The organism is Thioclava sp. F28-4 (genome assembly GCF_002020045.1).
Classification (GTDB): domain Bacteria; phylum Pseudomonadota; class Alphaproteobacteria; order Rhodobacterales; family Rhodobacteraceae; genus Thioclava; species Thioclava sediminum.
This window is the reverse complement of sequence record NZ_MPZQ01000003.1, coordinates 362,500-387,423: the sequence shown is the minus strand read 5'-3', so window position 1 is coordinate 387,423 and position 24,924 is coordinate 362,500. Positions and strand designations below refer to the sequence as shown.

The 24,924-nt window shown below is 58.5% G+C and carries 19 protein-coding genes, 1 tRNA gene and 1 pseudogene; 9 read left to right on the top strand and 12 right to left on the bottom strand.

What is annotated here, in order from left to right; genetic code table 11:
- The first annotated feature begins 54 nt into the window (after window positions 1-54).
- Window positions 55-345, top strand: a complete 291-nt coding sequence (locus tag BMI87_RS09445) for a hypothetical protein (protein WP_078520921.1) — start codon at window positions 55-57, stop codon at window positions 343-345.
- A gap of 109 nt (window positions 346-454) precedes the next feature.
- On the opposite strand, the gene tig is transcribed toward BMI87_RS09445, so the two are convergent.
- The 3 genes from tig to BMI87_RS22050 form a co-directional block, all read right to left on the bottom strand.
- The gene (gene tig, locus BMI87_RS09440) at window positions 455-1,783 is read right to left on the bottom strand and encodes a trigger factor (protein WP_078520920.1); all 1,329 of its coding nucleotides are present in this window, start codon (window positions 1,781-1,783) and stop codon (window positions 455-457) included.
- Between the two features lie 500 nt (window positions 1,784-2,283).
- The gene (locus tag BMI87_RS09435; protein WP_078520919.1) at window positions 2,284-3,216 is read right to left on the bottom strand and encodes a hypothetical protein; all 933 of its coding nucleotides are present in this window, start codon (window positions 3,214-3,216) and stop codon (window positions 2,284-2,286) included.
- A gap of 1,009 nt (window positions 3,217-4,225) precedes the next feature.
- Window positions 4,226-4,702, bottom strand: coding sequence for a hypothetical protein (locus tag BMI87_RS22050; RefSeq protein ID WP_146681547.1), 477 nt, complete (start codon window positions 4,700-4,702; stop codon window positions 4,226-4,228).
- A gap of 361 nt (window positions 4,703-5,063) precedes the next feature.
- Between BMI87_RS22050 and BMI87_RS09430 the strand changes: the two genes are divergently transcribed.
- Window positions 5,064-5,549, top strand: coding sequence for a hypothetical protein (locus tag BMI87_RS09430; RefSeq protein ID WP_078520918.1), 486 nt, complete (start codon window positions 5,064-5,066; stop codon window positions 5,547-5,549).
- A 148-nt stretch (window positions 5,550-5,697) separates the two neighbouring features.
- Window positions 5,698-5,856, top strand: a pseudogene (locus BMI87_RS22045) (IS3 family transposase); the annotation flags it as partial.
- Window positions 5,857-5,921: 65 nt separating this feature from the next.
- Here the strand turns inward: BMI87_RS22045 and gmtX are convergent.
- The 6 genes from gmtX to BMI87_RS09400 form a co-directional block, all read right to left on the bottom strand.
- Window positions 5,922-6,554, bottom strand: coding sequence for a gamma-mobile-trio protein GmtX (gene gmtX, locus BMI87_RS09425; RefSeq protein WP_078520917.1), 633 nt, complete (start codon window positions 6,552-6,554; stop codon window positions 5,922-5,924).
- Window positions 6,547-8,439 (bottom strand): AAA family ATPase, encoded by a 1,893-nt coding sequence (locus BMI87_RS09420; protein ID WP_168175186.1) that lies wholly within the window; start codon window positions 8,437-8,439, stop codon window positions 6,547-6,549. Before BMI87_RS09420 ends, gmtX begins: the two co-directional genes overlap by 8 nt.
- Window positions 8,440-8,618: 179 nt before the next feature.
- On the bottom strand, window positions 8,619-9,062 hold the full coding sequence (locus BMI87_RS09415; protein WP_078520915.1) for a hypothetical protein: 444 nt from the start codon (window positions 9,060-9,062) through the stop codon (window positions 8,619-8,621).
- A complete protein-coding gene (locus BMI87_RS09410) occupies window positions 9,052-12,165 on the bottom strand; it encodes a VPA1269 family protein (protein WP_168175185.1) in 3,114 nt (1,037 codons plus the stop codon). The genes BMI87_RS09415 and BMI87_RS09410 overlap by 11 nt, the downstream gene beginning before the upstream one ends.
- Window positions 12,152-13,627 (bottom strand): tyrosine-type recombinase/integrase, encoded by a 1,476-nt coding sequence (locus BMI87_RS09405; protein ID WP_078520913.1) that lies wholly within the window; start codon window positions 13,625-13,627, stop codon window positions 12,152-12,154. Before BMI87_RS09405 ends, BMI87_RS09410 begins: the two co-directional genes overlap by 14 nt.
- Window positions 13,628-13,836: 209 nt before the next feature.
- A tRNA-Leu gene (locus BMI87_RS09400) sits at window positions 13,837-13,921 on the bottom strand.
- Between the two features lie 279 nt (window positions 13,922-14,200).
- On the opposite strand from BMI87_RS09400, the gene BMI87_RS09395 reads away from it, so the two are divergent.
- Complete coding sequence (locus tag BMI87_RS09395; protein ID WP_168175184.1) at window positions 14,201-14,740, top strand: Hint domain-containing protein; 540 nt, start codon at window positions 14,201-14,203, stop codon at window positions 14,738-14,740.
- 211 nt (window positions 14,741-14,951) lie between these two features.
- Entirely contained in the window at window positions 14,952-15,683 is a 732-nt protein-coding gene (locus BMI87_RS09390) for a Crp/Fnr family transcriptional regulator (RefSeq protein WP_078520911.1), read from the top strand.
- Window positions 15,684-15,689: 6 nt separating this feature from the next.
- Here BMI87_RS09390 and BMI87_RS09385 read toward each other — a convergent pair whose 3' ends face one another.
- Window positions 15,690-16,445, bottom strand: a complete 756-nt coding sequence (locus BMI87_RS09385; protein WP_078520910.1) for a Crp/Fnr family transcriptional regulator — start codon at window positions 16,443-16,445, stop codon at window positions 15,690-15,692.
- A gap of 215 nt (window positions 16,446-16,660) precedes the next feature.
- On the opposite strand from BMI87_RS09385, the gene BMI87_RS09380 reads away from it, so the two are divergent.
- The 4 genes from BMI87_RS09380 (at window position 16,661) to BMI87_RS09365 (ending at window position 21,669) form a co-directional block, all read left to right on the top strand.
- Entirely contained in the window at window positions 16,661-16,858 is a 198-nt protein-coding gene (locus BMI87_RS09380; RefSeq protein WP_078520909.1) for a hypothetical protein, read from the top strand.
- 76 nt (window positions 16,859-16,934) lie between these two features.
- On the top strand, window positions 16,935-18,335 hold the full coding sequence (locus BMI87_RS09375; protein ID WP_146681546.1) for a surface lipoprotein assembly modifier: 1,401 nt from the start codon (window positions 16,935-16,937) through the stop codon (window positions 18,333-18,335).
- 284 nt (window positions 18,336-18,619) lie between these two features.
- On the top strand, window positions 18,620-21,037 hold the full coding sequence (locus tag BMI87_RS09370) for a calcium-binding protein (protein WP_078520907.1): 2,418 nt from the start codon (window positions 18,620-18,622) through the stop codon (window positions 21,035-21,037).
- Between the two features lie 26 nt (window positions 21,038-21,063).
- Window positions 21,064-21,669, top strand: a complete 606-nt coding sequence (locus BMI87_RS09365; protein ID WP_078520906.1) for a hypothetical protein — start codon at window positions 21,064-21,066, stop codon at window positions 21,667-21,669.
- 181 nt (window positions 21,670-21,850) lie between these two features.
- On the opposite strand, the gene BMI87_RS09360 is transcribed toward BMI87_RS09365, so the two are convergent.
- Together BMI87_RS09360 and BMI87_RS09355 are read right to left on the bottom strand one after the other, a co-directional pair.
- Window positions 21,851-23,155, bottom strand: coding sequence for an HlyD family type I secretion periplasmic adaptor subunit (locus BMI87_RS09360; RefSeq protein ID WP_078520905.1), 1,305 nt, complete (start codon window positions 23,153-23,155; stop codon window positions 21,851-21,853).
- Complete coding sequence (locus BMI87_RS09355) at window positions 23,152-24,849, bottom strand: type I secretion system permease/ATPase (RefSeq protein ID WP_078520904.1); 1,698 nt, start codon at window positions 24,847-24,849, stop codon at window positions 23,152-23,154. Before BMI87_RS09355 ends, BMI87_RS09360 begins: the two co-directional genes overlap by 4 nt.
- Window positions 24,850-24,924 lie beyond the last annotated feature (75 nt).

Here is a 24,924-nt window from a genome sequence, read left to right as displayed (position 1 = left end):
CGCCGTTTTTACAGGGAATCCTGTCCGGGCAAGCAATCCTGACGAGGCCCTGCCATGCGGCTGTTTTCGATCCTGCACTTCGCGCTGACCCACACGATCCTCGTGACGGGCGGGCTTTTGTACCTGCATGATCCCGAAGGCGCGCGCGACCGGCTCGCATCGGCGGGCGAGGTGCTGCGCACGGCGATTTATGACCGGATCGAGCCCGGCAATCCCGCGGCGGATCGCACCGCGTCCCTGCATGTGGACCGCGCGGCCCAGAAGCTGCGCGAGGTTGCGACCGCGACCGATCTTCCCTCGCTAATCCCGAACGCGAAATTCCTGAAAGTGCCGACTGCGGAGTGAGGCGCGAAGAGAGTAGCGGCAGGCGCGACCCGCGCTACCTCCCATCCGCAAACGCAAAAGGCCGCCCCGAGAGGCGGCCTTCGTTATTTTCAGGCTAAGCGCCCGAAGATCACAGCTCGTCGAGCTTCTCGATCTCTTTCTGCAGCTCTTCCTTGGTGACTTCCTTGTCGTCCACCTTGGCTTCGCCAGCGATGTAGTCGACGACCTTGTCTTCGAAGAGCGGCGCGCGCAGCTGCTGCTGCATCTGCGGGTTCTGCTGCACGAATTCGAAGAAGGCGCGCTCCTGACCCGGGTACTGACGTGCCTGGTTCATGATCGCCTGGGTCATCTCGGCGTCGGAAACCTCGATCTCCTGCTTGCGGCCGATTTCGGCGAGCAGCAGGCCAAGACGCACGCGGCGCTCGGCGAGGGTGTTGTGCTCGTCGGTGGTTTCGATCTCGCCGTGGTCATGGCCGTGATCGTCCGGGTTCTCTTCGTGATAGAGCTGGTGCGCGATCTGCTTGGCCTCGGCTTCCACGAGCGAGGGGGGCAGGTCGAACTTCACCTGATCGTCGAGCTGGTCGAGCAGGCCACGCTTCATCACCTGACGCGCTGCGCCCTGATACTCGGCTTCCAGACGCTCTGCGACCTGCGCTTTAAGCGCGGCGAGGTCTTCGGCGCCGAACTGCTTGGCCATCTCGTCGTCGATCTCGGCAGCCTTGGGCGCCTTCACTTCGTGGACCTTGCACTTGAACAGCGCTTCCTTGCCCGCGAGATGCTCCGCACCGTATTCGGTCGGGAAGGTCACGGTCACTTCGACGTCGTCACCGGCTTTCGCGCCGACGAGTTGCTCTTCGAAGCCCGGGATGAACGAACCCGAACCGACTTCCAGCGGGTAGCCTTCGCCCTTGCCGCCTTCGAACGCTTCACCGTCGACGAAGCCTTCGAAGTCGATCACGACCTGATCGCCGTTCTCGGCCTTGCCTTCTTTGGTCTCGAAGTTCTTGGCGGTCGCGGCGAGGCTTTCCAGCGCTTCGTTCACTTCGCCTTCGTTGGCCTTCACGACCAGACGCTCGAGCTTGACGCCCGACAGATCGACATCCGGGATTTCCGGCAGCGCTTCGTACTCGACGGTCACGACCACGTCGTCACCCTCTTTCCAGTCTTCGCCGTCTTTCATCTCGATCTTCGGCTGCATCGCGGGGCGGTCGCCGGTTTTCTCGAAATGCTCGCTCATCGCGCCGTCGACCGATTCCTGCATCGCTTCGCCGAAGATGCGCGGGCCGAATTGCTTGCGCAGCATCGCCATCGGAACCTTACCCTTGCGGAAGCCCTTCATCTCGATCTCGGGCTGCGCTTCGGAAAGCTTCGCGGTGACCTTCTCGTCGAGTTCCTTGGCGGTGATGGTGATCTCGTAGCCGCGCTTGAGGCCGTCGTTCTGGGTCTCGGTGACCTGCATGGTTTGTCCTTTGTCTCTGGGCGCCGCGCGGATCGCGGCCGGTTCTCGAATTTCAGGCGTCCTTCTATTGAGCCTCAGCCATGGTGGCAAGGCGAAAAGGGGCTGCGGGGCGGCCTCCGGGCGGTGAAATACGCGCGCGGGCGGGCGCGTGCGAGGAGATGCCGGGAACACAGGATCGAGAGCGGGCAGGGCGGGCGCTGACAAAGCGGCGCAAGGGGCTGGGCGCGGCTGCGGCGGATCGCGAGGGAAGTTGCAGCCGGGACGCACCACCCCACAATGGTCGCCCCGGCCGCGAATCCGGGATTGCGCCGAACGGGCGCGTTGTCGTGATCTCTCCCCGCTTCGGCGGATCCGCCCCCTTGTTTGCGGAGCCCAAGCAGGGACGTCACGATCTCCCTTACCGTCATCCTAGGTCAGAAGTGTTTGAAACTGATCGGTCATTTTCGGACAGATCGCGTCTTTGCGGCCCGTGTTGCGCCCGGAAAACCGCCCTCTCGTCCTTAGGCGACGGCGCGCCAGCCGCGCTCGACGCATTCGAACTTCACCGCCTGTCTGCGGAAGTGGTCGCGCACGAATCCGGGCGAGAGCCAGAGCCGGCCCCGCCTGCGCGGCAATTCCCATCCAAGGTGGCCCGCCTCTTCGGCCTTCTGGATCATCCGCTTGATCTTCGAGACCGAGATCAGGAATTGCTCCGCCAGAGCGGCGATGCTGACCGGTTCGAGATAGATGCGCCCGTCGGTCTCGCGCAGGTCGGTGAGCATGCGGATCAGCGCATGGAGCAGGATGCCGCCGGTGTCGGAGCCGAGGAAATGCGCCATCGAGGGGGGAGGCGCGCGCCATTCGGGATCGGCGCGGATGATCTCGACCATGTGCCGCTGCATCGCGAAGGGAAGATCGGGATCGTTGCGCGCCGCTGCCAGCCGCGCGCCACCGTCGAGCATGTCGAGGCAATGCAGATGCCCCTCGCACCAGCGCCGCATGCCTTGTTCGGCGATGGGCGTGGTGGTGACGGGCCGCAAGCGCCCGTCGCCTTTGTGCTCGGAGGGCGGGGCGAGCAGGCCATGCACCTCCATCTCGCCCAGATACTGGCTCAAAGTCTTGCGGTTGATCTCGAAATGGGGCGTCAGCGCCGCGAGAAGCCGGCTCGGCGTCAGTTCCGGAGCGTCCGGCTCCGTCTTCGCCCGCATCGCCAGCGCGAAACTGGTCTGGCTGACGAGCCAGCGCCGATGCGAGGCCATGTGCCGCGCGATCCGCGGCGTCTGCGCCTGCACGTCGAGCAGCATCGTCGCCACCGCCTTCTGTGTGGCGAAGAAATTCGGATTGGCCGCAATCGCGTCGCGGCTGAGCGCGTTGCTGGAATTGGGGGAGCGCGAGCCGAACTCCGGCGCGTCTTCGACAGGCCGCCGGGGCGGCATTTGCGGGCCTTCGACCATCACGCCTCCCACGCTTTCGGTCACCAAAGCGGGGGCGTAGCAGGCCCGCGCAGCCATCCGAAATTAGCACGCTCGCGTGATAAGGCGAGGGTATCTTGTGATATTCCGCAAGTGGGGAGTGGTGCGGGTGAAGGGACTCGAACCGTTGTAGGGGGTGCAAAATCCTACTGATTGATTGATCTCGTTGCCAGAAGGCCAATATTTTAGGTTGCTTCCACTGATCAGACTTATCAGTAGGTTAAGGTCGCTACTACTTTTAGGGCTACTGATATAGAGGTTCTCTGTCTATGAGTAGATCAGTGTGCCATCAGGTTGGTGGCAGTCAAAGCCAATCCCCTCACCGAATGTGTTGCCGCTTATGCCAAGACGGCGCCGCTCCTACGGCCGCTTCGAGCCCAAACTGCCGCGCCCGTTTCAGACTTTCATTTAGGGTGCATTCGTCTGCTCCCAGCTCTGATGTGCCAGTTATGTCAGGCGCAGTATAAACGAGTAGGCCGACACGAACGGCGGAAAGCGGGCCTTCGCTACGTGCTGGAAGATCGGACGCGGTGTGCCGACAGCGGGCATTGCAAAGTCTACGTCGCCAACCACTCCTCTGGGCGCAACGGGCTTGAAACCCCATACTTCAGCGACTGTGCAGCGTGCCTTCGATACACTCATCATCGGGTTCGAGGCATAAAAACGTTGAAATATATCTCTGTCCCCCATGCTCAATCGAACGGACCATCAATGAAGCATCGCCATAGTGGTAGGGATATTCATAGCTGAATCGGTTACACAGGAATTGATATGGCCCCAATTCGTAGGCGTCATCGTTATGAACACAGGTCGTTATTGCAGCGTATCCGGACCAGACTGTTTCATACCCCAAGGCTTTCAACTCATTGAAATTGTCGGCAGCAACTGAAACTGGGAAGGCGTATGTGAATGCGAAAAAAAATGCAAAATTAAATCGTGGCAATCTTGTCCTCTCTGCTTGGCTAATATGAAGGTCATGCTTGTGATGCTCTCACGATTCGAAGCTTGCCCAGAATGTGCCGTGCGAACCCTCTTGCATGGGGAAGTAGTCAGCTATGAAGGTCATCAGTGACTTTGTTAAGCGTTCACCTGGCCATCTTCCAAGATGGAGTATTATCGTAGGTTCGCAGATGCGGCCGGCACATACGCCTTCCACAATAACAGAACTTTCAGCGAGGACATCTGCTACTGCATTCTTCATGGCGGCCTCGTCAAAGCCCGGGGAATGCTGTTCTGGATCGAATTCCGGCCGCTGGTTAAAATTGAAATCGTCCAGATGGACCACCGGCCAACGGAGCTTTTTAGAAAGCCATATTGCTGTCGGCGATTTTCCTGAAGCGGGCCATCCATCAATAACTAAGCTTGAGCCGATAGGCGTTTTGCGACACTCAGCAATGACATTCTCCAGAACGCCAGCGGGCACAAATCTGTCCGGATCAAAGTTTTCCGAGCGGAGGAAGGTGATCATTGCTACTCCCATTTCCGTTTTGGGGCATTGTAGCAGTTTTACAAAATTAACCCACCGTAATACTTTTGTAGAGGCCGTTAAATAGTGTTGACGAATGTCCGAATTGGGCTGACACTACTCACTTTCGGTGCCCGGCAAGAACGGCAGTTCAGGGGTGAATAAAACGTTCCACGAGCCGGAGCAAAGCGGCATCACAGCAATCCGGTAGCTTCCTGATTGGAATGCCCTAAGGGGAAAACTACACTCATTATGGTAGCGCAGGTTTTCATTGATGGTGAGTGGGATTTCTGTAGGCGGCCGAGTTGATGACTGAACCAAGAATTCAGAAACATCCAAGTTCTCTATATTGCGAGGAATTCAAATGAACGAATTCGAGGAAGCCGTGATCGCGGAACGCTATCGCGATCTAATTTTTGCGAGCCTGGCGAACGGGATCGTGTCCTTTGCTTTCGGTGTCCTCTCGTTTGCCATCCTGCCCATCTATCAAGCGTTGGTCGCGACGCTGATGGTGATGGCAGTATTTTATGGAATGACGGTAAGCCGCGGACTGAAACACAACCAGGATTCGCAAGCCAGAATGACCGCATTGCGAGATTTGCGTCACCTCGAACTCATCGCCTTAAACCAACCGTGTGATGAAGAAGCTTCTCTCGAGCTGTCACAACGAGCTGACGCTGAAATGCTACAAGTAATGGGCAAGCAATTTGACCTTTTGGCTGCGGCGCGAAATATTGCGATCTACATTGCATTTCAGGTCGCCTTGCTATTCGCCAGCGCTTGGTTGGGAACCAGTTGGTCGATGCAAATCTTAAACTTCTTGGCGAAGGTCGAAGTATTCTTTCACTGATCGCGACAGACACGTTGGGCTGGCGTTGCGCTGTTCCGGACCTTTTCGGTGCTTTGCAGGACGGTCAGCGATGTATCCAGAGCGAAGAATGTCACTCTGAACATCTACGGCGGCTTGATCACGAAATCGGTGATTTCTTCAGCGTGACAATAGCCTCGATGGTCAACGCTCGGCTGACCATGCGCGAGCGCTGACCACCGCAATCGCCCGCCCCGCTACGCGAGATGATAACTCCGCGCGTCGGGCGATTGCTCAACCTGCGCCGATCGGCGTAAACACCAACCGGGCTCCGGTCGTGGCTGGATGAAAGACCCGTGGCGCGTCACTGGGACTTCATCGTTCGGGTGCAACGCATTCGGTAAGGGGCTTGCGTCATAGTAATCCCTTCCGTTGCAACAGGGCGACGAACTTACGTGAGTTAGTAGGCTTTCCGCCTTTCACGATCTCGCCGTCTTCCAGATCAAATCCGTAATCAAACAGGACTTCGAAGAAGTCGCGGACTATTGCCGTTTCCTCATCGGAATGATGTTCAATTTTGGTAGCAGCATTTCCACCACTTCCGTGGATAGCACCGCCGGATTGCTTGATCTTTGTTACAAAGGCATCCAGCAGACGCATTTGTGTAAGCGCCTTGCTACGATCTGCGACGATGTCGCGGAACATGCTTTTGAGGCGTGGGGTGGGTAAGGCATCCATTATTTCCTCCTCATCAGTGGAAAATGATGCCTTTGCGCTCCGAGCAACCTCCTTGGGGGTAGCTTCGTCGGCGAATGCATTGATGAGTGCCTTCAGATCATCCGTGTTGTAGATGGACTGGGCCTTCGGCCCCCCCTGTAATCCAAGGGCCTCGATCCTTTCTGCAACAGAAGCATAGGTTACCGTAGTGTTATCCTCGATGAGCTTCTGACACGCAGCTACAATATTCTTAACGGCTTTGACACGACGTGGCGATTTGCCATCGCTGATTTGCGAAGCAATGACGTGCGCCTTGGTAAAATCACCCATGTGCAATAATCCCCGACTGCCGTTTGTTGGCTGCGGTTTCCGAGCGGATAGCTTTCGCGTAGGCGTCGTATTCGCCAACAATGACAACCTGTTTCGCAGCGCGAGTGATGGCGGTGTAGATCAAGCTGCGCTCAACGAAGGAAGTCCTTGTCGAGCTGAAAAGCGGAACAATGACCCGGTCCCATTGACTGCCTTGGCTTTTGTGGACAGTCAGGCAATAGGCTAAGTCGATATTCTCGACGTCATCGGCGCTCAATGAGACAACATTGCCTTCAAAGTCAGCCAAGTCTGGCTTTAGGAGGCGTCCCAAGGAGCCGTTTCTGAGATCCCTATCCTGATCCGTGCTCAAGTAGACGATCGGATCTCCGACCCTAATGGCCTCGCTTCCGATTATGAATTCCCTGGCGGGTCGCAGCGACGACATGAATCGGTTGATATTATTTACCCCCCCATCGCCGCCTTTGACCGGCGCAATGATCTGCATATCGTCCCTATTGCAGCCGGCCTTGGCGAAATCCTTACCAATTTCGAAGATGGCTTGCGGTGCTCTCTCCTGACTAACCCGCAAATACTGAACACCGTCTTTCACGCCAGCGTAGCGCTCCAGTTCATCCGAGATCCCATAGCGAATGTTCTTCGCAATAGTTGGGATGCCGGTCGTTTCGTCCTGACGATGGACTTTATCAAGAACCACCCTTTGAACGCCGGGATATTCGACCAGGTTGGAAAAAGGCGCTCCGAAGCCGATCGGGGGCAGTTGAGCGGGATCTCCAATGAGGCAAACTTTCGCCTTTGTTCCAATCCTCAGAATTCGATAGAGGTCTGGCAGGTCTACCATGCTGGCTTCGTCGATTAGAATGAGGTTGGCCCTCTCGAGTTCCTTTCCCCTGTTGTCTCTCGTGAAGCGCGCGATAGTGCTCGAAGGATAGCCGGTGGCTTCGGTAATGCGCTTTGCTGCGCGACCGGAGAGAGCCATCAGGTGAATCTTCAAGCCACATGCCTCTGCAAGCCCACAGACGGCCCTCAGGACGCTGGTTTTGCCGCTACCCGCATATCCTGCGAATACATTGAAGCGGTTCTCCAGGGCGCTCCTTACGGCTGTAAGCTGCATTTCCGTGAATCCGAAGCCTTGCTGGCTCTCGATTTCTCGCACATGCCGATCGAAATCGCTTTCCGGCATCATGAGGCCGTCAAAGAGATCTTCTTGGTCAAGCTGTAGGGCGCAGGCTTGGTTTAGAGTGAATTGCTCCATGACCGCGGCACCGTAGGGCTGCAGTCCATTGTCATTGGAAATGGCGCCGTGATTGTCGACACACGCAGCGACTGCTTCAGCGCTGAGCTCTTGCCCCACAAGTGCTACCAAGCGTTTTTTGACATCTGCCACTGATGTCCATGTGTGGCCCTGGTTCAGCCGGACATACAAGACGTGCTCACAAGCTGCGCAAAGGCGCTTTGGGTTGCTTGGGCCGATGCCCACGCTCCGGCCAATGGCGTCCACCTTTTTCCAGTCCAGCCAGCTAATCAGCAGATAGGGGTTCGACTGTAGCCTCCTGACTCCCAGTTGGCCCCACGCATCGACGACTTTCCTGCCGAGCCATTTGTCCACACCCAGAGTGTCGAGATACATTGCAAGCTCGGCGCCTGCGGCTGCATCTGCAAAATTCTCAAACAGGGCAATTGCGGCATCCTCCGGTATTAGATTGAGTATGCCAGGATCGCGTTTGGCAATCGCAGAAAGAAGTCCTGCCCCAAACTTTTCCACCAGCTTGGAAGCGCGAACGTTCCCGATGCCGTGGAACATTTTTTCCCCTGCAAGAAAGCGAATGATGTTGGCCTTGGAGCTTTGCTCAAACAAACGCTCACCAAACACAAAGTCGTTTCGCATATCGGTCCGCTTGCCTTCCTCCGCTTCCAATTGGAATAGCCCGGGCCCAATATCAATGGGGCCGTGTCCTCGCTTCGCTGCGGGCCGCTCCACCTCCATTGACAATGAGCCCGTGCTATTCCCATCAATTGGCGCGAAGGCAGCGCGGCTCCGAACACAAAACTTTGCGCCAGATAGGCTCATAACTTAACCCTCCGACCTGTCGGGATGATGTCATCCAAGATTGCATTGCTCGACGCCAACTTTCGCTTAAGTTCTTCGTTCTCAGCGGTCTTGTTCGCAAGGCGCTCCCGAAGCGAGTTCAATTCTCGCTCCTTGCTCGCCAGCTTGGATTCGAGCGCGCTGGGATCAACTTGGCGTTCACCGCCGTCAGAGCGCTTTTCAATATACCCCGACTTCATGAACTCATTCTCCACCCGTGCAAGCGCTGCCTTTAGTGGATCGTTGCTACTGAAAAGGGAGCGAGAGAATCCGCACTCCAGCGCGATCTCGCTTCGATTTAGCATTCCTCGCCGGACGTAGCGGTCGAGGGTTCCTTCTCTGACTTTTTCCTCGACCCATGAATTAAAGTTCTGGACCGCCTCAATTGATATTTTGGCGGTGCTTTTGCCTTTAGTGCTCATCCTGAACTCCAATCAATTTACTCTGGTCGGAAACAGCTTCAATATCATCCCCGACGAGGTTGATCGCCCGACCCACCAAAGTCTCAAATGAACTCAGGCCACCAATCTCTTCAAGCATCAGCTTGCCCGACATAAGGTCATCGGTTTCTTTGGCGCCGTAGAATTCGGTCATCATGATCGTGAGCCGATTGCTGGCCCTAAGCAACTCATCGTCAGACAATTTCAGGAGCAGTCGCTTCAGGCCATTTTCCTCTGCCATCCGCTCGAGCAATATGCCTTTTCGGAACCTGGCGTTTGAGTCGGGAAGCTGAGGAAAGAACTCGAGCGCTTGGGACGCCCACTCGACGCTCTCGAAAATCGATGCTTCGGAAACGCGGGCCTCAATCTCTGGCTTGTCCAGCTTGGTGATTAGCGCTGTTTTCTCAGAACCTCTCTTGTCTTGATCGTCCATTAGATCAAGGCTCGCATAAATGTTCGCGATTCGAGATCCCAATGATGCTATGCGTTCTTCCAGTTCGATCGTGACCTTATCGAGATAGTCCTGCTCTTTGCGAGCAGCCCTGTTATTCCCACGAGCCCGCGCACCCTTAACGCGCTGGTAGATTTCCTCCTGCTGCTCACTTCGCTGTCGGATCGCATAGAATAGCGAGTTCGCGACGGTCACTTGGCCCGCGAGAAATGCGGGTCCGGTAACGTAAAATCGGCATAGTGCGCAGTTGAACCCGTCTGGATGGATTTTCTCATAGGTGACGATCGCAGTCTCTGGGTCCTTCCGCTCAAGACCTTGTTCACACATGGTTTTCCCGGCGGTGCAGATGCCGTCGATATCCACATGCCACAGGCCGGGATCACCGCTCGGTAGAAGCGCGAAGCCATCATCCCTTCCTACGAGGTTCTCTCTGAGCATATCATCAGACATCTCACGAAGCTTATCAAAGAATTCGTCCTCATCGGAATCTACGAAGTTCTTCGATGCCTCAGAAATTATTTCGTGGATCTTTCTTGGTCCGAGCTTGGTGTAGTAGAGCGTCATTACCAATGTCTGGTGACCAGAGAGGAACTCTGCGAGCACATGGAGAGGAACGCCGGCCTCAATGAAATGCGTGATATTGCTTACACGGAGCGAATGAAGTGTGAACTCCGTTTTGAGTCTGCCGTTGCTGTCCTCCCAGACCAGCCGCACAGGAGTTCCCTCGGCCTCAAGACGCAACTGTATTTCCTGCAACAAGCGGAGCCAGTGCTTGTTGATGTCGTTCCGACCGGGGAGATCCCACCGCCTTGAGCCCTTGGTGATGTCCCGAAACAAATATGTGTATTTTTCAAGTTGATCGGCATGAGCTCCATTGTAGCGCCAATCCTTGAAACTGAGCAGGCTCCTATCGACCATAATATCGATTGGGTTATATTGCTCTTGGAAAAGCCGCTGGGACGCAAGAACCTCCATCAGCTTTGCGTCGTGAAATGGGATCTCATATCCTTTTTGCTTATGCACCGCCTCTTTATTGGTGCTAACAAATAGACCACAGAATTGCGTTCCCGGGCTCGTTCCTGCGAAGCGGCGAGCATAGCCCAACCTTCTTCCTTTGCGTGCGAGTGGATGCTTGTTTTTGAACGTTTCCCCATCCAGTGAAACGATGACCTCATCTGCTTCTCCGCTGTCGAGCATGACAGCTTGAGCCGTTCTAATCGGCACAGAGAGAATGAGATACAGAAGATTACTGATAGTTGGGACGAACAATTCAGCCGCGGAGTCGCCACCCCGTGCCATATTGATGTGCTGATCTTCAAACCTCCGCGAAAAAGCGTAATCATCCTCGATGAGGATTTGCTTGGCTAACTCGATAATACGCCGAGGCAGAACCGGCTTGTTAGACTTCCCGCGTTCACTTGCACTCGTGTCAGCAAACCGTTTCTTGTCAGATTCGTTTAGCGGAGGATGCGTGACTTGTCCGTCTCTTTCCAGCCACCCGTCGCTACTATGAGTAAAGAAATCAACCAGATTTCGCACGATCCTCGATTTGGCGTTCCGACTTTCGACCCGAGACTTCAGGAATTCGAAGAACGAGACGGAATCGCGCGCCTCATTGACCGCCTTGATGAGCATCGGGCGGGTGATCTGGCATGACCTTTCATCCTTTAGGCCATTTTCTGACATCCATTCACACAAAAAGACAACATCAGTATATTGTGACAGGATGTTAGTGTGAGTGAGTGTCGACACCCACCTCACAATCTCAGCCAACCATTCGTCTTTGTGCATTATGTCCAGTTCGGTAAGCCGGGCTTCGACATATCTCCTCATCACGAGAATGGGGTCATGACTCGGCATGTCCTCCATTACCTCAGTAAAAACTCTCGTCTTCGCGAGAGAGCGCATTGAGCCGCTCGCGCTCAAATATGTGGTAAAAGGCTTTCTTCCGCTTTCTACTGTGCATTTGGAGGCGAGAACTTGCAGATATCGACGGCAATCCGACATTTCGTCGCCAGATATCCCGGCCTCTTTTAGGCCGTAAGAAATCTTCTCATCGACAGCTTCGACATATGCGTCGAAATCCGGCAGGCGAACACTCGAAAACATCAGCCGATGCCTGGCCCCGGCGCGTTTATACCGGCGTTTGGTTTCTGAGCATGTATCACGATACCACTTAAAGAGCGTCTCGTAGGGATTGCCGTAAATCTTGGGCTTTTCATGTGCGTGCCAACCAGGGGCATCCGTCGATCTTGGTGGCACCATGGGCAGGAGAACGCAATTAGCGTTTAGGTAATGCCCAATGACCTCGATGAGAGTCTTTCGAATGTCTTCCTTCACCTCATGATGGACGTCGAGTTTTTCCCTATTCGATATGTCTTCCAGAACTTCCTCCCAGAAGTCGAGATTGTTAACCTCGCTCGAATTATGAAAGTATTCTTTCCACAAAAATCTTCTGGATTTAACCTTGTAGAATGACTTATCGCCGTCCTTGCAGAGTTCGTGCTTTACAAGCTTGTTTGCAGTCGCCCAACCTTTAGCATTCTCGTCTACGAAAAGTCGCGTTTTGCTGAGGTTGATTTTTGCCTTGCCGACAACTTCAACAGACGCGGTTACATGCTTATACTCGGTCATTGTTCCTCCCCAGGACCTGTGGTGTAAATATTCCGGCCGGATCACTTTTGTATCTTCCGCCGAGCAGGTCAGGGGCTTCGAGAGCCGGAAGGTCTGAGTATTTACCATTTCTTTGTGCTTGCATGCGCTCCGCAGCGGCTTGTAGTTCTGCGTTCACTGCACCATCGCTTGGCCGAGTATATACTTTCTGGCTTTCAATACTGAGATGGTGCATAGCCTCTTGTATATAGAGTGGCGATAATTGCATTGACACGAGCGCCTGGCCGTAGCCATGCCTAAAGGCATGAATATTGGTATCATCAAATTTCGACTGCTCTATACCCGCCTTCTTCATTGCAGATTTGAAGGCATCTTTTAGGCCTTGGATGGTCCACGGCTGCCCGTAATATCGAGCGTCTGTGGATACAAACAAATACGGATGTGCTGGGTTCGAAGGGTAGATATGACGCCTATACTCGTGGAAAGTTTTGTAGAATAGTTCGTGGTAGTAAGGCAGAAGGAACAGCGGTGACCGATTTCTTGCGGCGTCGGTGATTAGAAATTTCTTCCACCCGGCCTTCTGAGTTCCACTGATCCTATTCCTGGGGAGAAGGCCGTATTGATCTCTGAGGATATCAGCTCGCCTCCTTGATTTCCGATCTAAACCGTGCTCGGGATGATACATCCAGATCTTATCGGGATGGACGTCCTCAAGAAATATGTGAAAGAGTTCTGACTGCCTTAGTCCGCCACCCGCCATCAAGATAATGGCCATGAGCAAATTGAGGTTGAACTCGCTGGCCAGCGTAGGCTTGCCATTTTTATCATAAAAGTCTGGGATTGACCTGCGTCGACGGCACCCGACTTCCAGAAGTTTTATCAATGCCTGTGGGTCGAAGCCTGCGCACTTTCGCCTCACTCCGATGGATCGATCGCCATAGCTGCGTTCGCCGGAGCTTTGCCTCGGTGTTCCTATATGAAATAGGATCGATCTTGCTTTGCTATACTCAAGGGCTCGCGAACTGATGGATGCCTGGCTAAACCGAGTTGGAATGATGGCTTCTTCGTCAGTCAGGTCCTGTAGAGCGTTGAGAAACAACCTGAGGTGGGACTTCCGGGTAGCATAGACCTCGGGGCTGCATGGCTTCCAGCGTAGCCCGGTGAAGTCACTGCCATCTTGCAGTATTGTCCCTCTCAGGAGTGCAAGAAGAAAATTTCGGACGAGTTGATTTTTGCTCAGCCCCTTTCCGAAATCATCGATTTCTGACGCTTTGAAAAAGTCGTAAAAGAGGCCAATGGTCTTAGCTACACCCAAACGCCAAGTATGACTGCGTTCGCTATAGCGTTCATCATGAAAAAAGTCGTGCGCTTCCCTCAGAATGAGGCCGTCTTCTTCATCGACGATGATGACCGGGACATGCTCTGATGCCATGAGCGGCGATGGCATGGAGCGTATGACGTGGTAGGTGACCGGAAGCGCCATTTTAACCCACTTTCACGTCTCGTTGGAGTAGAAAGTAGGCTGCCACCTACATGGTGTAAACCACTATTTCCGTTTTGTTCCTCCCTCCGCGTGCCTGTGCCTGAGTTGCAGACGGTGTTGGCCATGAGATCGCGATCGAGGGGGGCTTTGGATCGTCAAAGCACTTGCTTGCTCTGCGTCAAAAATATGCAATTAAAACAATAGGTTATTGGTGGGGACAGGGGGACTTGAACCCCCACTGATTGCTCAACAGGAACCTAAATCCTGCGCGTCTACCAATTTCGCCATGTCCCCTCTACGGGTTCATAAAAAGTAGCTTCCTTCAGCCCCATATATGAACCCCCACGCCAAAGGCGCTTGGACCTAAACCAAGTGCGTCTACCAATTCCGCCACACCCGCATCAGGGGCGTAATAGCAACAGCCTGCGGGCTCGGAAAGAGGAAGATGCGATTTTGCTCGTCTTAACGAGATGGTGAGGGTTAGCCTGTACCCAAAGGCGCGTCAGACGCCGAAGTTACGAGTAGGCAAGAGCAGGTATCGCCATGGGACAGGCACCAGGGCGGGGGGATGGCATGGCCATGCTCCGCCAGATCATCGAATCCAATCCACGCCACGCATTGCCGGGCCCGGCTGGCCCGAACGTGACAGAGCGCGTATCGCCGCCCGAGGCGCGCAAGCCGAAGCCGGATCTCAGCGCGGGGATCGCCGCCGGGGCGCGGGTCTACACGCTCGACGGGGCCATCCCGATCGAGTTTCTCGAACCCGGCGACCGGATCGTGACGCGCAGCGGGACATGCAAGCTCAAGGCGTTGCGGGCGGGCGATTATGTGGGCGCGCTGATCCGCATCTCGCCCGGCGCGCTTGGCCATGACCGGCCCGGGGCGCCACTTCTGATTGCGCAGGGCGCGCAGTTGATGATGCGCGACTGGCGGGTGCAGGTGATCTACGGCAAGCGCGAGGCGCTTCTGCCAGCGCAATCTGTCGTCGACGGCCACTATGTCACGCTGGGCCAAGGCCGCGCGCGGCTCTTCGTGCTGGAATTCGAGACGGCCGAAGTGATCTATGTCGATGGCGTGGAAATGGCCGCCGCAGTGGCAAGCGTCGACGCCTGATCGACGCGGAATTTCCGACAATTTTCATAAGTCTCAGAGGGTTGCGAGGCGTCGTCTCGTCACATCTGCGATAGTGATTTGACATAAACGTACCTGATCACGCGCTTATGTTGACAGGATGATATGTCATTTGCATAGTCTTATTATGCACTAGGGGACGAGTACGCAGTTTCGCTGCGAAACGCGTGGTTAAATCTGTTCGGAGATTTTGATGACGGCACCTTTGCGAAATGCAGAGGCGATCTTGCATTGCGCGGGTTGCGCTGGACGTAACCATGGCGTTTGCGGATCCCTCTCGGATCGAACCCTCGCCAGGGTCGCGCAACGGGCGCGCGCGATCTCCGTCGCGGCCAATGACCGGCTGTGCGAGGAAGATGTCACCTGCCACCACATCGCGCTGGTTCAGAGCGGCATGTTGCGGATGCAGAGCCATTCGCTCGCGGGGCGTCGCAAGATCACGGGGCTCGTCGTTCCGGGCGACAGCATCGGGCAGATCATCCGGGGCACGCGGGACACCGCGATCGAAGCCGTGATCGACACCAGACTTTGCCTGTTCGAGTCGGCGAACTTCGCTCAGCTGATTGAGCAGGAGCCCGAATTGCGCCGGGCCCTGTGTCATCAGGCGGAAAACTGGACCGAGAAAGCGCGGCGGTTGAGCTTGCTACTGGGCGCCTATGGACCTGCGAGCCGACTGCGCGCGCTGCTGCTGCTGGCGCCCAGTATCATGCCTTGGAAAGCCCTGCCTGACGGGGGTGGCGTGTTGACGATGCTCCTGCCGCGTCAGGACATCGCCGATCTCATCGCCACGACGCAGGAGACGGTCAGCCGCTCGCTGCATCAGTTCCAGAAAGACGGGCTGATCGATATCCTGAACGCTAGGCAATTCCGCCTGAACGACCTCGAGGCCCTGTCCGAAGGGCTGGAGGAGATCGTGCACCACTGAGCGCGCTCACTCGTCGCGCATCTCCAGCGAATTTCCCGAGATTTCGATAAGCCTCTCCAGATTGGCGAGCTCGACATCGTAAGGCGTGACGATCCGGATCGCGCCCGTGCGCTCGAGCTGGTGAAACGCCCGGCTCAGCGATTCCGGCGAGGTGCCCAGCAGATGCGCTATATCGACCCGCTTGATATGGATATGCAGGTTCAGCTGGATGGGCGCATGCGCGGTGCCTTCCAGGGTCCGGTATTTGTGGCGGCTCAGGATGATCAGGAGCGAGGCGAGCCGCTCGACGACTTTCGAGCTGCCCAGCACCATCACCCACTCGCGCGCGGCGTCGAGCTCGTCGAGAATGCTCAGCAGGAACAACCGCTCCGCCTCATGCGAGCGGGCGATGATCGCTTCGAATTTCTGCCGGTCGCAGGTCAGAACCGCCCCGTCGCTGAGCGCCTCGATCCGGTAGCCGGAGGGGCCGTTGAAGGCGCGCCCGAACATGTCCGACGGCGTGATCAGCCCGATGATGTGGCGGTGCCGGTCCTGCAGGGTTTTCGACATCGCGAGAAACCCGTCGGTCACGAAGCCAATCCGGTCCGCGACCTCGCCGTCTTCGATCAGCACATCGCCCGGCGAAAAGCGAATGCTTTGCCAGAGCGGCATCATCTCGCTGCGCAAATCCTCCGGGAGTACGTCGAGCAGGCGCTGCAATTTGCCCTGCGCCACCACGCCCTCGATCTCGACCGGCTGTCCGGATTTCGGATGCTCGTTCATGCGTCTCCTCTCCCTGTCGCGGGAAGGATTCTAGTCCGGGTCAGATCGGGATGCGAGAGCTACGAGGTCGAAAAGCCGGGATTGTGCCGGTCTTTTCTGCGCCTCTCATCATGAAGTTGCAGGAAAAATCGCGCGGCACGGGTAGCACGTTGATCGGCATCAAAGAATCACGCTGAACAGTCACGGTAAAATATCTTGCAACAAAGGAGAGACAGATGAAAAACCTGCTTATCATTCTTGGCGTGACTGCGGCTCTGGCTGGCTGCGAGACGATGACCGGTCCGGCAGCTTCCGACATGACCGATGAGGCGATGACCGCTCCGGCGGGCACCTCGACCGCCACCACGGACACCTCGGGCACCCACACCAATACGCAAGACCAGGATCGCTCGCGCGAGCAAGCGTCGCAATAATCTGACACGGGCGGCGAGGGGCTGATGCATCTCGCCGCCCGCATTGTCTGGGGCGCGCGACCTCAAAGGGGTGACGATGACCGAAGGCCATATCGACGGGCGCAAACTGCGGTGCGCCTGGCGTTTTCTGTGCGGCGGGGCGATGGCTCTGCTGCTTGTCTTGGGGCCCGGTCCCGCGGTCGCGGAGGCTCCCGTCGCTGGTGCTATCACCGACGCGGCGCTGTTGCAGGTGTTGCGGTCGGGCGATTGGCCCGCGGCGGAGGCAGCGGCGCGCGCGCGCTTGGCGCGCAATCCAGACGATGTGGGCGCGCTTGTCGTGCTGGCGCGGGCGCTGCGGGGGCAGGGCGACGCGGCAGGCGCGAAGGCGGCGGCCACCCGCGCCAATGCGCAGGCCCGGACGCAGCAGGAAAAATATGTCAGCGCGGTCGAGATGGCGGCGGCGAGCTACGATCTCGGGCATCCGTTCGCAGCCCAGCTCTGGCAACGCCGCGCGATCGAAATGGCGCCCAATGATGCGGTGCGCGCGTCGAGCGTGCGGGACTATCGCGTCCTGTCCGCGGCCAATCCGTGGAGCTTCTCGGTGAATTTCGACGCGGGCGCGTCGAGCAATGTCAACAATGGCAGTCTCGCGGATACGGTCGATATCGGCGGTATCGACTTCACGCTCAATCCCGATGCGAAGGCGCTGTCGGGCTACGAGATTTCGCTGTCGCTGAAGGCGCGCTACAAATTCGCAGGGTTTGGGGAGTTGCCCGCGAGTTTCGGGGCGCAGATCTACACCAAACAGGTGGTGCTGTCGGGCGATGCGAAGGACTCGGTGCCCGATGCGCGTGGCTCGGATTACGCGTTCAACGCGGTCGAGGTGACGCTGGGGCAGGCGCTCAGCCCGGCCGATGCACCGTTGCGCTATCGCCTCGATCTTCTCGCGGGCAAGAACTGGTATGGCGGCGACGATCTGAGCAACTATCTGCGGGTTTCGGGCAGCGCGCAGTGGGGCGATCCGCGGCGTTCGCTCACGCAGGTGACGCTCTCTGGCGAACGGCAGTTGCGCCTCGACAGTTTCCGCAATTCGGCGAATGTCGTCACCGCGAGCCTGAGCCATCACCGGCGGCTTGAGGGAGGGGATCGGCTGGGGCTGTCCTTTGCCCTGCGCGACGCGTCCTCGGAGGCGGTCGAGATCGATCATCGGGCGATGCTTGCGGGCGTGTCTTACGATTTCGCCAAGCCGCTGGCCGGGACCGTCACCGTCGGCGCGGCGCTGGAACTGGAGCGACGCGATTATGACGCGACGCTTTACGGGCCCGGCGCACGGCGCGACACGCGCGGGCGGCTGGCGCTGCAATTCGGGTTCCCGAAGCTCGACTTCTACGGCATCTCGCCAACCCTGCGGCTGGAGGGCGAAGAGACCCGCTCCAATGTCGATTTCTACGACAGCTCGCAGGTGAAATTGCGGCTCGGACTGCAGTCGAATTTCTGACCTCGCGCCCCGGTTTGGGGCTTTCATCTGTAAATATTGCGATTTCTGCGACTAAGTCGCCACGCTGCCCATCTCCTCTCGATTTCGTTGACACACATCAATGCGAATCACGAAGAACTCACGGGAATGTGAGTCGTGGCTGACGGTAAATTCGCAGTGAAATCAGATGGATAAGTCTCTATTTCCTGACTGGACGCCATTTGACGTGGGGACGCGGCGGATGACGGGAGGGCAGGTGCCTGAGGGGTCATCGGTTCGCTCATATGGATAGAGGGGACGCAGATATGGCGACACAAATTGACCCGAGTAACGTCGACGATTGGGACGAACCGCTGAACACCGACCCGATGTTCCGCTCGTCGCATGTTTTCAGCACAGCGGATATCACGGTGACCTTCGACGGGATGACGGTCGGGAACTCCGGAGACCCGCAGGCGGTCTTCGATACCGTCGACGATCCGAACGATCCCGAGGATTCCAAGATCACCAAGGAGGGGGTGACGCTTTATCCGATCGACAGTGAATTCGGCTATTACGTCAGTGATTTTCAGAATGCCGAGCAGAAAGAGCTCGATGGCGACTATGCCGAGGGTTGGGCGGGCGATATCTACGACTCCGAGGGCAATCAGCTTGGTCTCGTGATCTCGGATTCACCCACCGACACGTTCAAGACGCCCGCCGTCTACGGCACTTGGCTCGCGGGTCTGGGCGGCAACACGGTGAAGGCCTCGACCGAGCATTACGTCGTGATGCAGAACATCCTGTCGGACCAGCGTTTCCCGGGGGATACCGAGGCGCTCTATCCGCTCGACGACGAGCTTTTCATCGTCGGCGGTGAATATGATGGGAAGTCGGTGCGCGGCCTGCTCGAGGGAGAATATGAAGGCATCACGATCACCGACACCAATGGTGACGGCAAGGTCGACATCAAGGATATCCTCTCTGCCAACGAGACCGAGATCGACAGCAATATCGCGGTCAGCAGCGACTACTCGGTGACGCTGAAGGATGACGGAAAGCTGCTCTATCGCTGGGGTAACACGATCAAGAAGCCTAATGATGTGCGTCTTGAAGCGACGATGGACCTGCCCGACGAGTGGAGCGAGTACAACCCCTACACCTCGCTGCGTAACATCTACCACGTGACCGAGGCCGAGTTGGTCGTGCATCATACGATCACCAACAACCCCAACGACCAGATCCGTCCCGAGGATTTCGAGAACGAGGCCGCGATCGGCACGTTGCCGGAATATATCATCGTGCCGGACTACAACCTTGACGGGCAGGGTGCCCGTGAGGTCTGGATCACCGCCGATGACTACTATGCGGGGGATGGCACGCTCTACGAGGCGGGCACGATCCTGCGCGACGATCTTCTGGCGCAGCAATGGGCAGCGAGCGATCTCGCGACGATCGGGGCCGAGGATGGAGCGGCGGGCTTCACCAACGCGTGGTACACCACGATGGACCGCGAACCCTTCGAGCCGGTGCTGAACGAAGATGGCACCGAATATGCCGATAGCGGTCCGCGCTGGCGTCTGAAGACCGACAAATATGGGCAGGATCTGCCCTCGGTGGTGATCCCGATCGACCCGAGCGACGAGCCGCCTCCCACCAATGACGAGGTGAAATACGAGGTCGGCGCAGAGACCCAGACGGTGATCAACCTGCTCGATTGGGGCTATCCCGCCCAGCCGCTCTCGGTCAGCTCGGGCTGGCAGGACAAGCCCGGCGAGGTGTCTGTCAACGGGATGAACTATTCCGACGGCTTCGATATGGCGGTCTACATCAAGGGCGATATCAAACCCGCGACGATCTACAGCGCCGAGCTGCTGATGGATTACGAACTGGTCACGCCCTATGCGGTGGGGGCCAATGTCGTCGGCACGGACGGGAATGATTTCCTTGTCGGGATCGGCTCGAACGCCTTCACGGGCGGCGCGGGCACCGATCTCTTCGTCCTCACCTACGGCTCCTCGGTCGAGGGCGTGCCGCTGACCGCGAGCACGATCAGCGATTTCGAAGTTGGCACCGATGCGATCGGCCTGATCGGGCTGGGCGTCTCGGACACGAATTTTGCCGACAACATCTCGCAAGTGGTGAATGGGACCAATCTTGAAATCTACCTCGATACGGATGGGGCCGAAATCGGCGCCGAGCCGGTTCTGATCGCAACGCTGACCGACGTGGCTGGCGATCTCGGGCCGAGCGGAGGGCTCGTCATGGAGGAAGACTTCCTTCTGGCCAACCCGGGTGCGGGCGATGATCCGGGCACAACGGGCCCCAACGAGATCATCGGCACCGATGCGAGCGAGACGCTGATGGGGACCCCGGGCGACGACATCATCACGGCGCTGGGCGGAAACGATATCCTCTACGGCCTTGCGGGCACCGACCTGCTCGACGGGGGTGCCGGGCTCGACCGTCTCTATGGCGGTCTGGACGCGGATGGGTTCGTCTTCGCAGAGGGCACCACGCTCGACATCGTCTACGACTTCGAAGACGGGGTCGACATGATCGCACTCGACGGGGGGCTGACCTTCGCCGACCTCGAGATCACCAGCTACCGCACGACGGGCACTCAAATCACCGCAGGTGACGACCGGATGATCCTGCGCGATGTGGATGTGAGCCTGATCACCGAGGATGATTTCACAACCGTCGATCAATTTGTCGCCGACATGACGCTCGTGAGCGTCTGATCCGGGTTTCTAGAAGGACAATACGAATGAACAACAAAGTAACTTTCATTGCACTGGCGGCTGCGGCCGCCACTCTCTCGGCCTGCGGCGGCAGCGGAACCACGGTCAACACCGCCCCCACCTATGCGGAACTCGTGGCGCGCGCCGATACGGCGGCGGCTGGGGTCGTGGATCTGAGTACCGGGGATGTGACTGGCGGACGCGACGATGTGCCGAATTCGGGTACGGCCAGCTACACCGGTTACGTCAAGGGCGACCTTGACAGCGGCGGGACGTTAATCGGCGAGCTATCGCTCGACGCGAATTTCTCGGGCGGGACGGTCACCGGCTCGGCGACGAATTTCCAGCACTCGACGAAGGACGCCTATACCGGCTCGCTTACGCTTTCCGGCGGGACGATCACCGATAGCGGCGTTGTCGGGACGGCCGATACCTTCGGAGGCAGCCTCGATGGGACGCTCTCCAACGGCGGCACCGATTACACCACCTCGATTTTGCTCGACGGCGAATTCGTCGGCGGGAGCGGAGCAACGCTGCCCGACAATATTGCTGGCTATGCAGACGGCACGCTTGATGACGGGGTGACGAACGATGCGTTCACCGGAGCGTTCATCACCACGCAAACGCCCTGACCGACCCCACTTTCATCAGTGGTACCGGAAGGGCCCGGCGGAGCGATCCGTCGGGCCTTTCTCTTTCCTCCCTCGTGGCGCAACGCTCTGCCATCGATCACGAAAACGGCCCGGCGAGGTATCCGCCGGGCCGTTCATCTTGATCGTTAGTAACGCTGCCTAGGGGAGGCTAGATGCTCCCTCATTCCCCCCGGAAGGCGCGGTTGAAATAGATCGTCAGCGGCTGGGTCAGGTAGGACAGCGGCGTGCGCGCGTCGGTCTTGAGGAAGGCTTCCACCGGCATGCCGGGCATCAGCTTGACCTCGGGCAGGGAGGCCAGCGCTTCCGGGTCGGGCTCCACCGTCGCCTCGTAATAGGTCTCGCGGTTCGCCTCGTCGGTCTGCACGTCGGGCGAGACCCGCAGCACCTCGGCCGGGATCGCGGGCGTGGTGCGGCGATTGAAGGTCGAGAATTGCAGCGAGACCTGCTGACCGGAATAGACCTGATCGATGCTCGTCGGATCGACGCGGACCGAGACGTAGAGCGGCTGATCGCTGGGCACGAGGAACATCATCGGCTGAGCGGGCTGGATGACCGATTGCAGCGCGAAGACCTGCGAGCCGAACACCACGCCATCGACCGGCGCGCGCACGTCGAGCCGCGCGAGCTTCTCGCGCAGGGTGGTCTCGCGTTCGACCAGCGAAATCTCGTTATATTGCAGGTCGCGCAGCTGGGTGATCGCCGCCTCGCGGCGATCCTCGGACAGGCCCACGACCTCGATCTCGAGCGACGAGATCCGCACGCGGGCTTCCGCGATGACCGAGTTCAGCCGCCCGATTTCGCCGGTCAGCTTGGCGTGTTCGCGCTGGGTGGCGAGCACGCGCGAGGCTTCCATCAGCTTGCGCTCGTAAAGGCTCTGCTTGTCCTCCAGCTCCTGCGACACGAGATCGAGCTGTTCCATCAGCGAGACGCGCTGCGCCTCGACGCCTTCGATCTGCTTTTCGATCTGCTGCTGTTGCTCGCGCAGCTGGTTGATCTTCTTGGCCATCGTCGCCTGACGCGCGGCAAAGAGGTTGCTTTGGCCCTCGCGTTGCTGGGCGACCTGTTCGGGATCGAGCATCGGGAAGTCCGGCAGGACGGTGAAATCGACCTTTGCCAGATCGTCGCGTTCGGCGGCCAGCCGCGCCTTGCGCACTGCGATTTCCAGAAGCTGCGCCTGCACGATCGCAAGCTCCGAGCGCAGGAAGGTCCCGTCGAGGCGCAGCAGCACGTCGCCCGCATGCACCTGATCGCCGTTATGGGCGAGGATTTCGCCCACGACGCCGCCGTCGGGGTGCTGGATCACCTGCCGTTCGCTCTCGACCTTGACCACGCCGCGGGACACGACCGCGCCGTTGATCTTCGCGCCGACGCTCCAGGCACCCATGCCGCCGACAAGGAGGGTGATCGCGCCGAAGCCAGCGACGAGCAGAAGTCGGCTATTTGCGAAATCGGAGGATTTGCTCATTTCTCGGCCCTCATCGTCAGAATGCGTTGCACGTCCTGCGCGTTCTTGATCATCGACTGGATGACCTCGTCGCGCGGCCCCTGCGCGGTGATCTGGCCGCTCTCGAGGATCACAAGGCGCGAGCAGGCCTTGATCGCATTGGTGCGGTGGGTCATCAGCACGACCGATTTGCCTTCCTCGGTCATCGCCTTCACCACGGCGTTCAGCGCCTCGGAGCCCTCGGAGTCGAGTGCCGAGTTCGGCTCGTCGAGCACCAGAAGCACCGGATCGTTGTAAAGCGCACGGGCCAGACCCAGCCGCTGGCGCTGGCCGCCCGAGAGCTGCGCATCGCGCGCGCTGATATGGGTGTCGTAGCCCTTGGGCAGTTGCAGGATGATCTCGTGGATATGCGCTTTCTTTGCGGCGGCCACGACCCGCTCGGCATCCGGCGATTGGGCCATCTGCGCGATGTTCTCGGCGATGGTGCCGTCGAAGGTTTTCACCACCTGCGGCAGGTAGCCGATGAACTGGCCCAGCCGCTCGGGGCTGTATTGGTCGAGCTTGGCGGCGGCGAGGCGCACTTCGCCCGCGGTGGGGGAGACGAGGCCCACAAGCGCCCGCGCCAGCGTCGTCTTGCCCGAGCCGCTCTTGCCGATCACGCCGATGGCTTCACCCGGCGCGACATCGAAGCTCACGTTATACAGGATCGGACGCTCGCCGCGCCTGCGCGAGACCGAGACGCCGCGCACCGACAGATCGCCCGTCGGGGCGGGCAGTTCGGTCGGCTTACGCGCCTCGGGCACGGAGCCCAGAAACGCCCGCAGCGCGGCCCAGCCGTTGCGCGCGCGGTGCAGCAGCGTCCATTGGCCCAGCACCTGCTCGACCGGGGCGAGCGCGCGGCCCAGCAGGACCGAGCCCGCGATGATCGCGCCCGCCGTCATCTCGTGTTGCAGCACCAGATAGGCACCTGCGGCCAGCACCGCCGATTGCAGCAGCATCCGGAAGCCCTTTGAGAAGGCGCCGAACGCGCCGGTCCAGTCGGCCGCACGCAGCATCTTGCGCTGACCTTCGGTCTGGGTGTCCTGCCAGCGCGCGCGCATGGTCTCTCCCATGCCCTGCGCCCAGAGGTAGTCGGCCCCGTCCTCGACCTGCCGCGCGATCTGGTTGCCCGCGAAAGAGGTGCCCTGCGCCTCGGTCAGGCGGGTCTGGGTGAGCCAGTGGTTGAGCAGCGAGGTCACGATCAAAAGCGCACCGCCCGCCAGCGCCAGCCAGCCCAGAAGCGGGTGGAAGATGAAGATCGCGGCGGCGAAGACCGGCGTCCACGGAATGTCCAGCAGCGACAGAAGTACCGGCGAGGCGAAGACGGTTTTCACCGCATCGAGGTCCTGCAGCGCGCTCGCGCCCTTGTCGGTGCGCCCGAGTGCCGCGCGCTCCAGCGAGGCGCGGAAAACCCGGTCGGAGAGATTGGCGTGAAGCCGTGCGCCGACCCGCGCCATTACGCGGGCGCGGACGAATTCCAGAATGGTGTAGAACAGGTAGAGAAACACCACGAGGCCGAACAGCGCGACCAGCGTCTCTTCCGAGCGCGAACCGATCACCCGGTCATAGACCTGCAGCATGAAAAGCGGCCCGGTCAGAAGCAGAAGATTGGTGAAAAAGCTGAACAGAACAGCCGAGCCGATCAGCCCCCGGCTCCCGGAAAAAGCGCGCCGCATTTCCGACCGCGCGCCCGAAGATGAAAGTCCCACGCCAATACCCCAAAGTTGCGTATCCCCGGGTTCATTTTCACG

Excerpts from the sequence above, each read along its gene's own strand:
- BMI87_RS09390 (WP_078520911.1), top strand. The coding sequence starts at position 14,952 with ATGACGGCACCTTTGCGAAATGCAGAGGCGATCTTGCATTGCGCGGGT.
- BMI87_RS09445 (WP_078520921.1), top strand. The coding sequence starts at position 55 with ATGCGGCTGTTTTCGATCCTGCACTTCGCGCTGACCCACACGATCCTC.
- BMI87_RS09415 (WP_078520915.1), bottom strand. The coding sequence starts at position 9,062 with ATGAGCACTAAAGGCAAAAGCACCGCCAAAATATCAATTGAGGCGGTC.
- BMI87_RS09435 (WP_078520919.1), bottom strand. The coding sequence starts at position 3,216 with ATGGTCGAAGGCCCGCAAATGCCGCCCCGGCGGCCTGTCGAAGACGCG.
- BMI87_RS09370 (WP_078520907.1), top strand. The coding sequence starts at position 18,620 with ATGGCGACACAAATTGACCCGAGTAACGTCGACGATTGGGACGAACCG.
- BMI87_RS09420 (WP_168175186.1), bottom strand. The coding sequence starts at position 8,439 with ATGCGAAACGACTTTGTGTTTGGTGAGCGTTTGTTTGAGCAAAGCTCC.
- BMI87_RS09355 (WP_078520904.1), bottom strand. The coding sequence starts at position 24,849 with ATGCGGCGCGCTTTTTCCGGGAGCCGGGGGCTGATCGGCTCGGCTGTT.
- BMI87_RS22050 (WP_146681547.1), bottom strand. The coding sequence starts at position 4,702 with ATGATCACCTTCCTCCGCTCGGAAAACTTTGATCCGGACAGATTTGTG.
- BMI87_RS09430 (WP_078520918.1), top strand. The coding sequence starts at position 5,064 with ATGAACGAATTCGAGGAAGCCGTGATCGCGGAACGCTATCGCGATCTA.
- gmtX (WP_078520917.1), bottom strand. The coding sequence starts at position 6,554 with ATGGGTGATTTTACCAAGGCGCACGTCATTGCTTCGCAAATCAGCGAT.
- BMI87_RS09385 (WP_078520910.1), bottom strand. The coding sequence starts at position 16,445 with ATGAACGAGCATCCGAAATCCGGACAGCCGGTCGAGATCGAGGGCGTG.
- BMI87_RS09375 (WP_146681546.1), top strand. The coding sequence starts at position 16,935 with ATGACCGAAGGCCATATCGACGGGCGCAAACTGCGGTGCGCCTGGCGT.
- BMI87_RS09360 (WP_078520905.1), bottom strand. The coding sequence starts at position 23,155 with ATGAGCAAATCCTCCGATTTCGCAAATAGCCGACTTCTGCTCGTCGCT.
- BMI87_RS09410 (WP_168175185.1), bottom strand. The coding sequence starts at position 12,165 with ATGACCGAGTATAAGCATGTAACCGCGTCTGTTGAAGTTGTCGGCAAG.
- tig (WP_078520920.1), bottom strand. The coding sequence starts at position 1,783 with ATGCAGGTCACCGAGACCCAGAACGACGGCCTCAAGCGCGGCTACGAG.
- BMI87_RS09380 (WP_078520909.1), top strand. The coding sequence starts at position 16,661 with ATGAAAAACCTGCTTATCATTCTTGGCGTGACTGCGGCTCTGGCTGGC.
- BMI87_RS09405 (WP_078520913.1), bottom strand. The coding sequence starts at position 13,627 with ATGGCGCTTCCGGTCACCTACCACGTCATACGCTCCATGCCATCGCCG.
- BMI87_RS09365 (WP_078520906.1), top strand. The coding sequence starts at position 21,064 with ATGAACAACAAAGTAACTTTCATTGCACTGGCGGCTGCGGCCGCCACT.
- BMI87_RS09395 (WP_168175184.1), top strand. The coding sequence starts at position 14,201 with ATGGCCATGCTCCGCCAGATCATCGAATCCAATCCACGCCACGCATTG.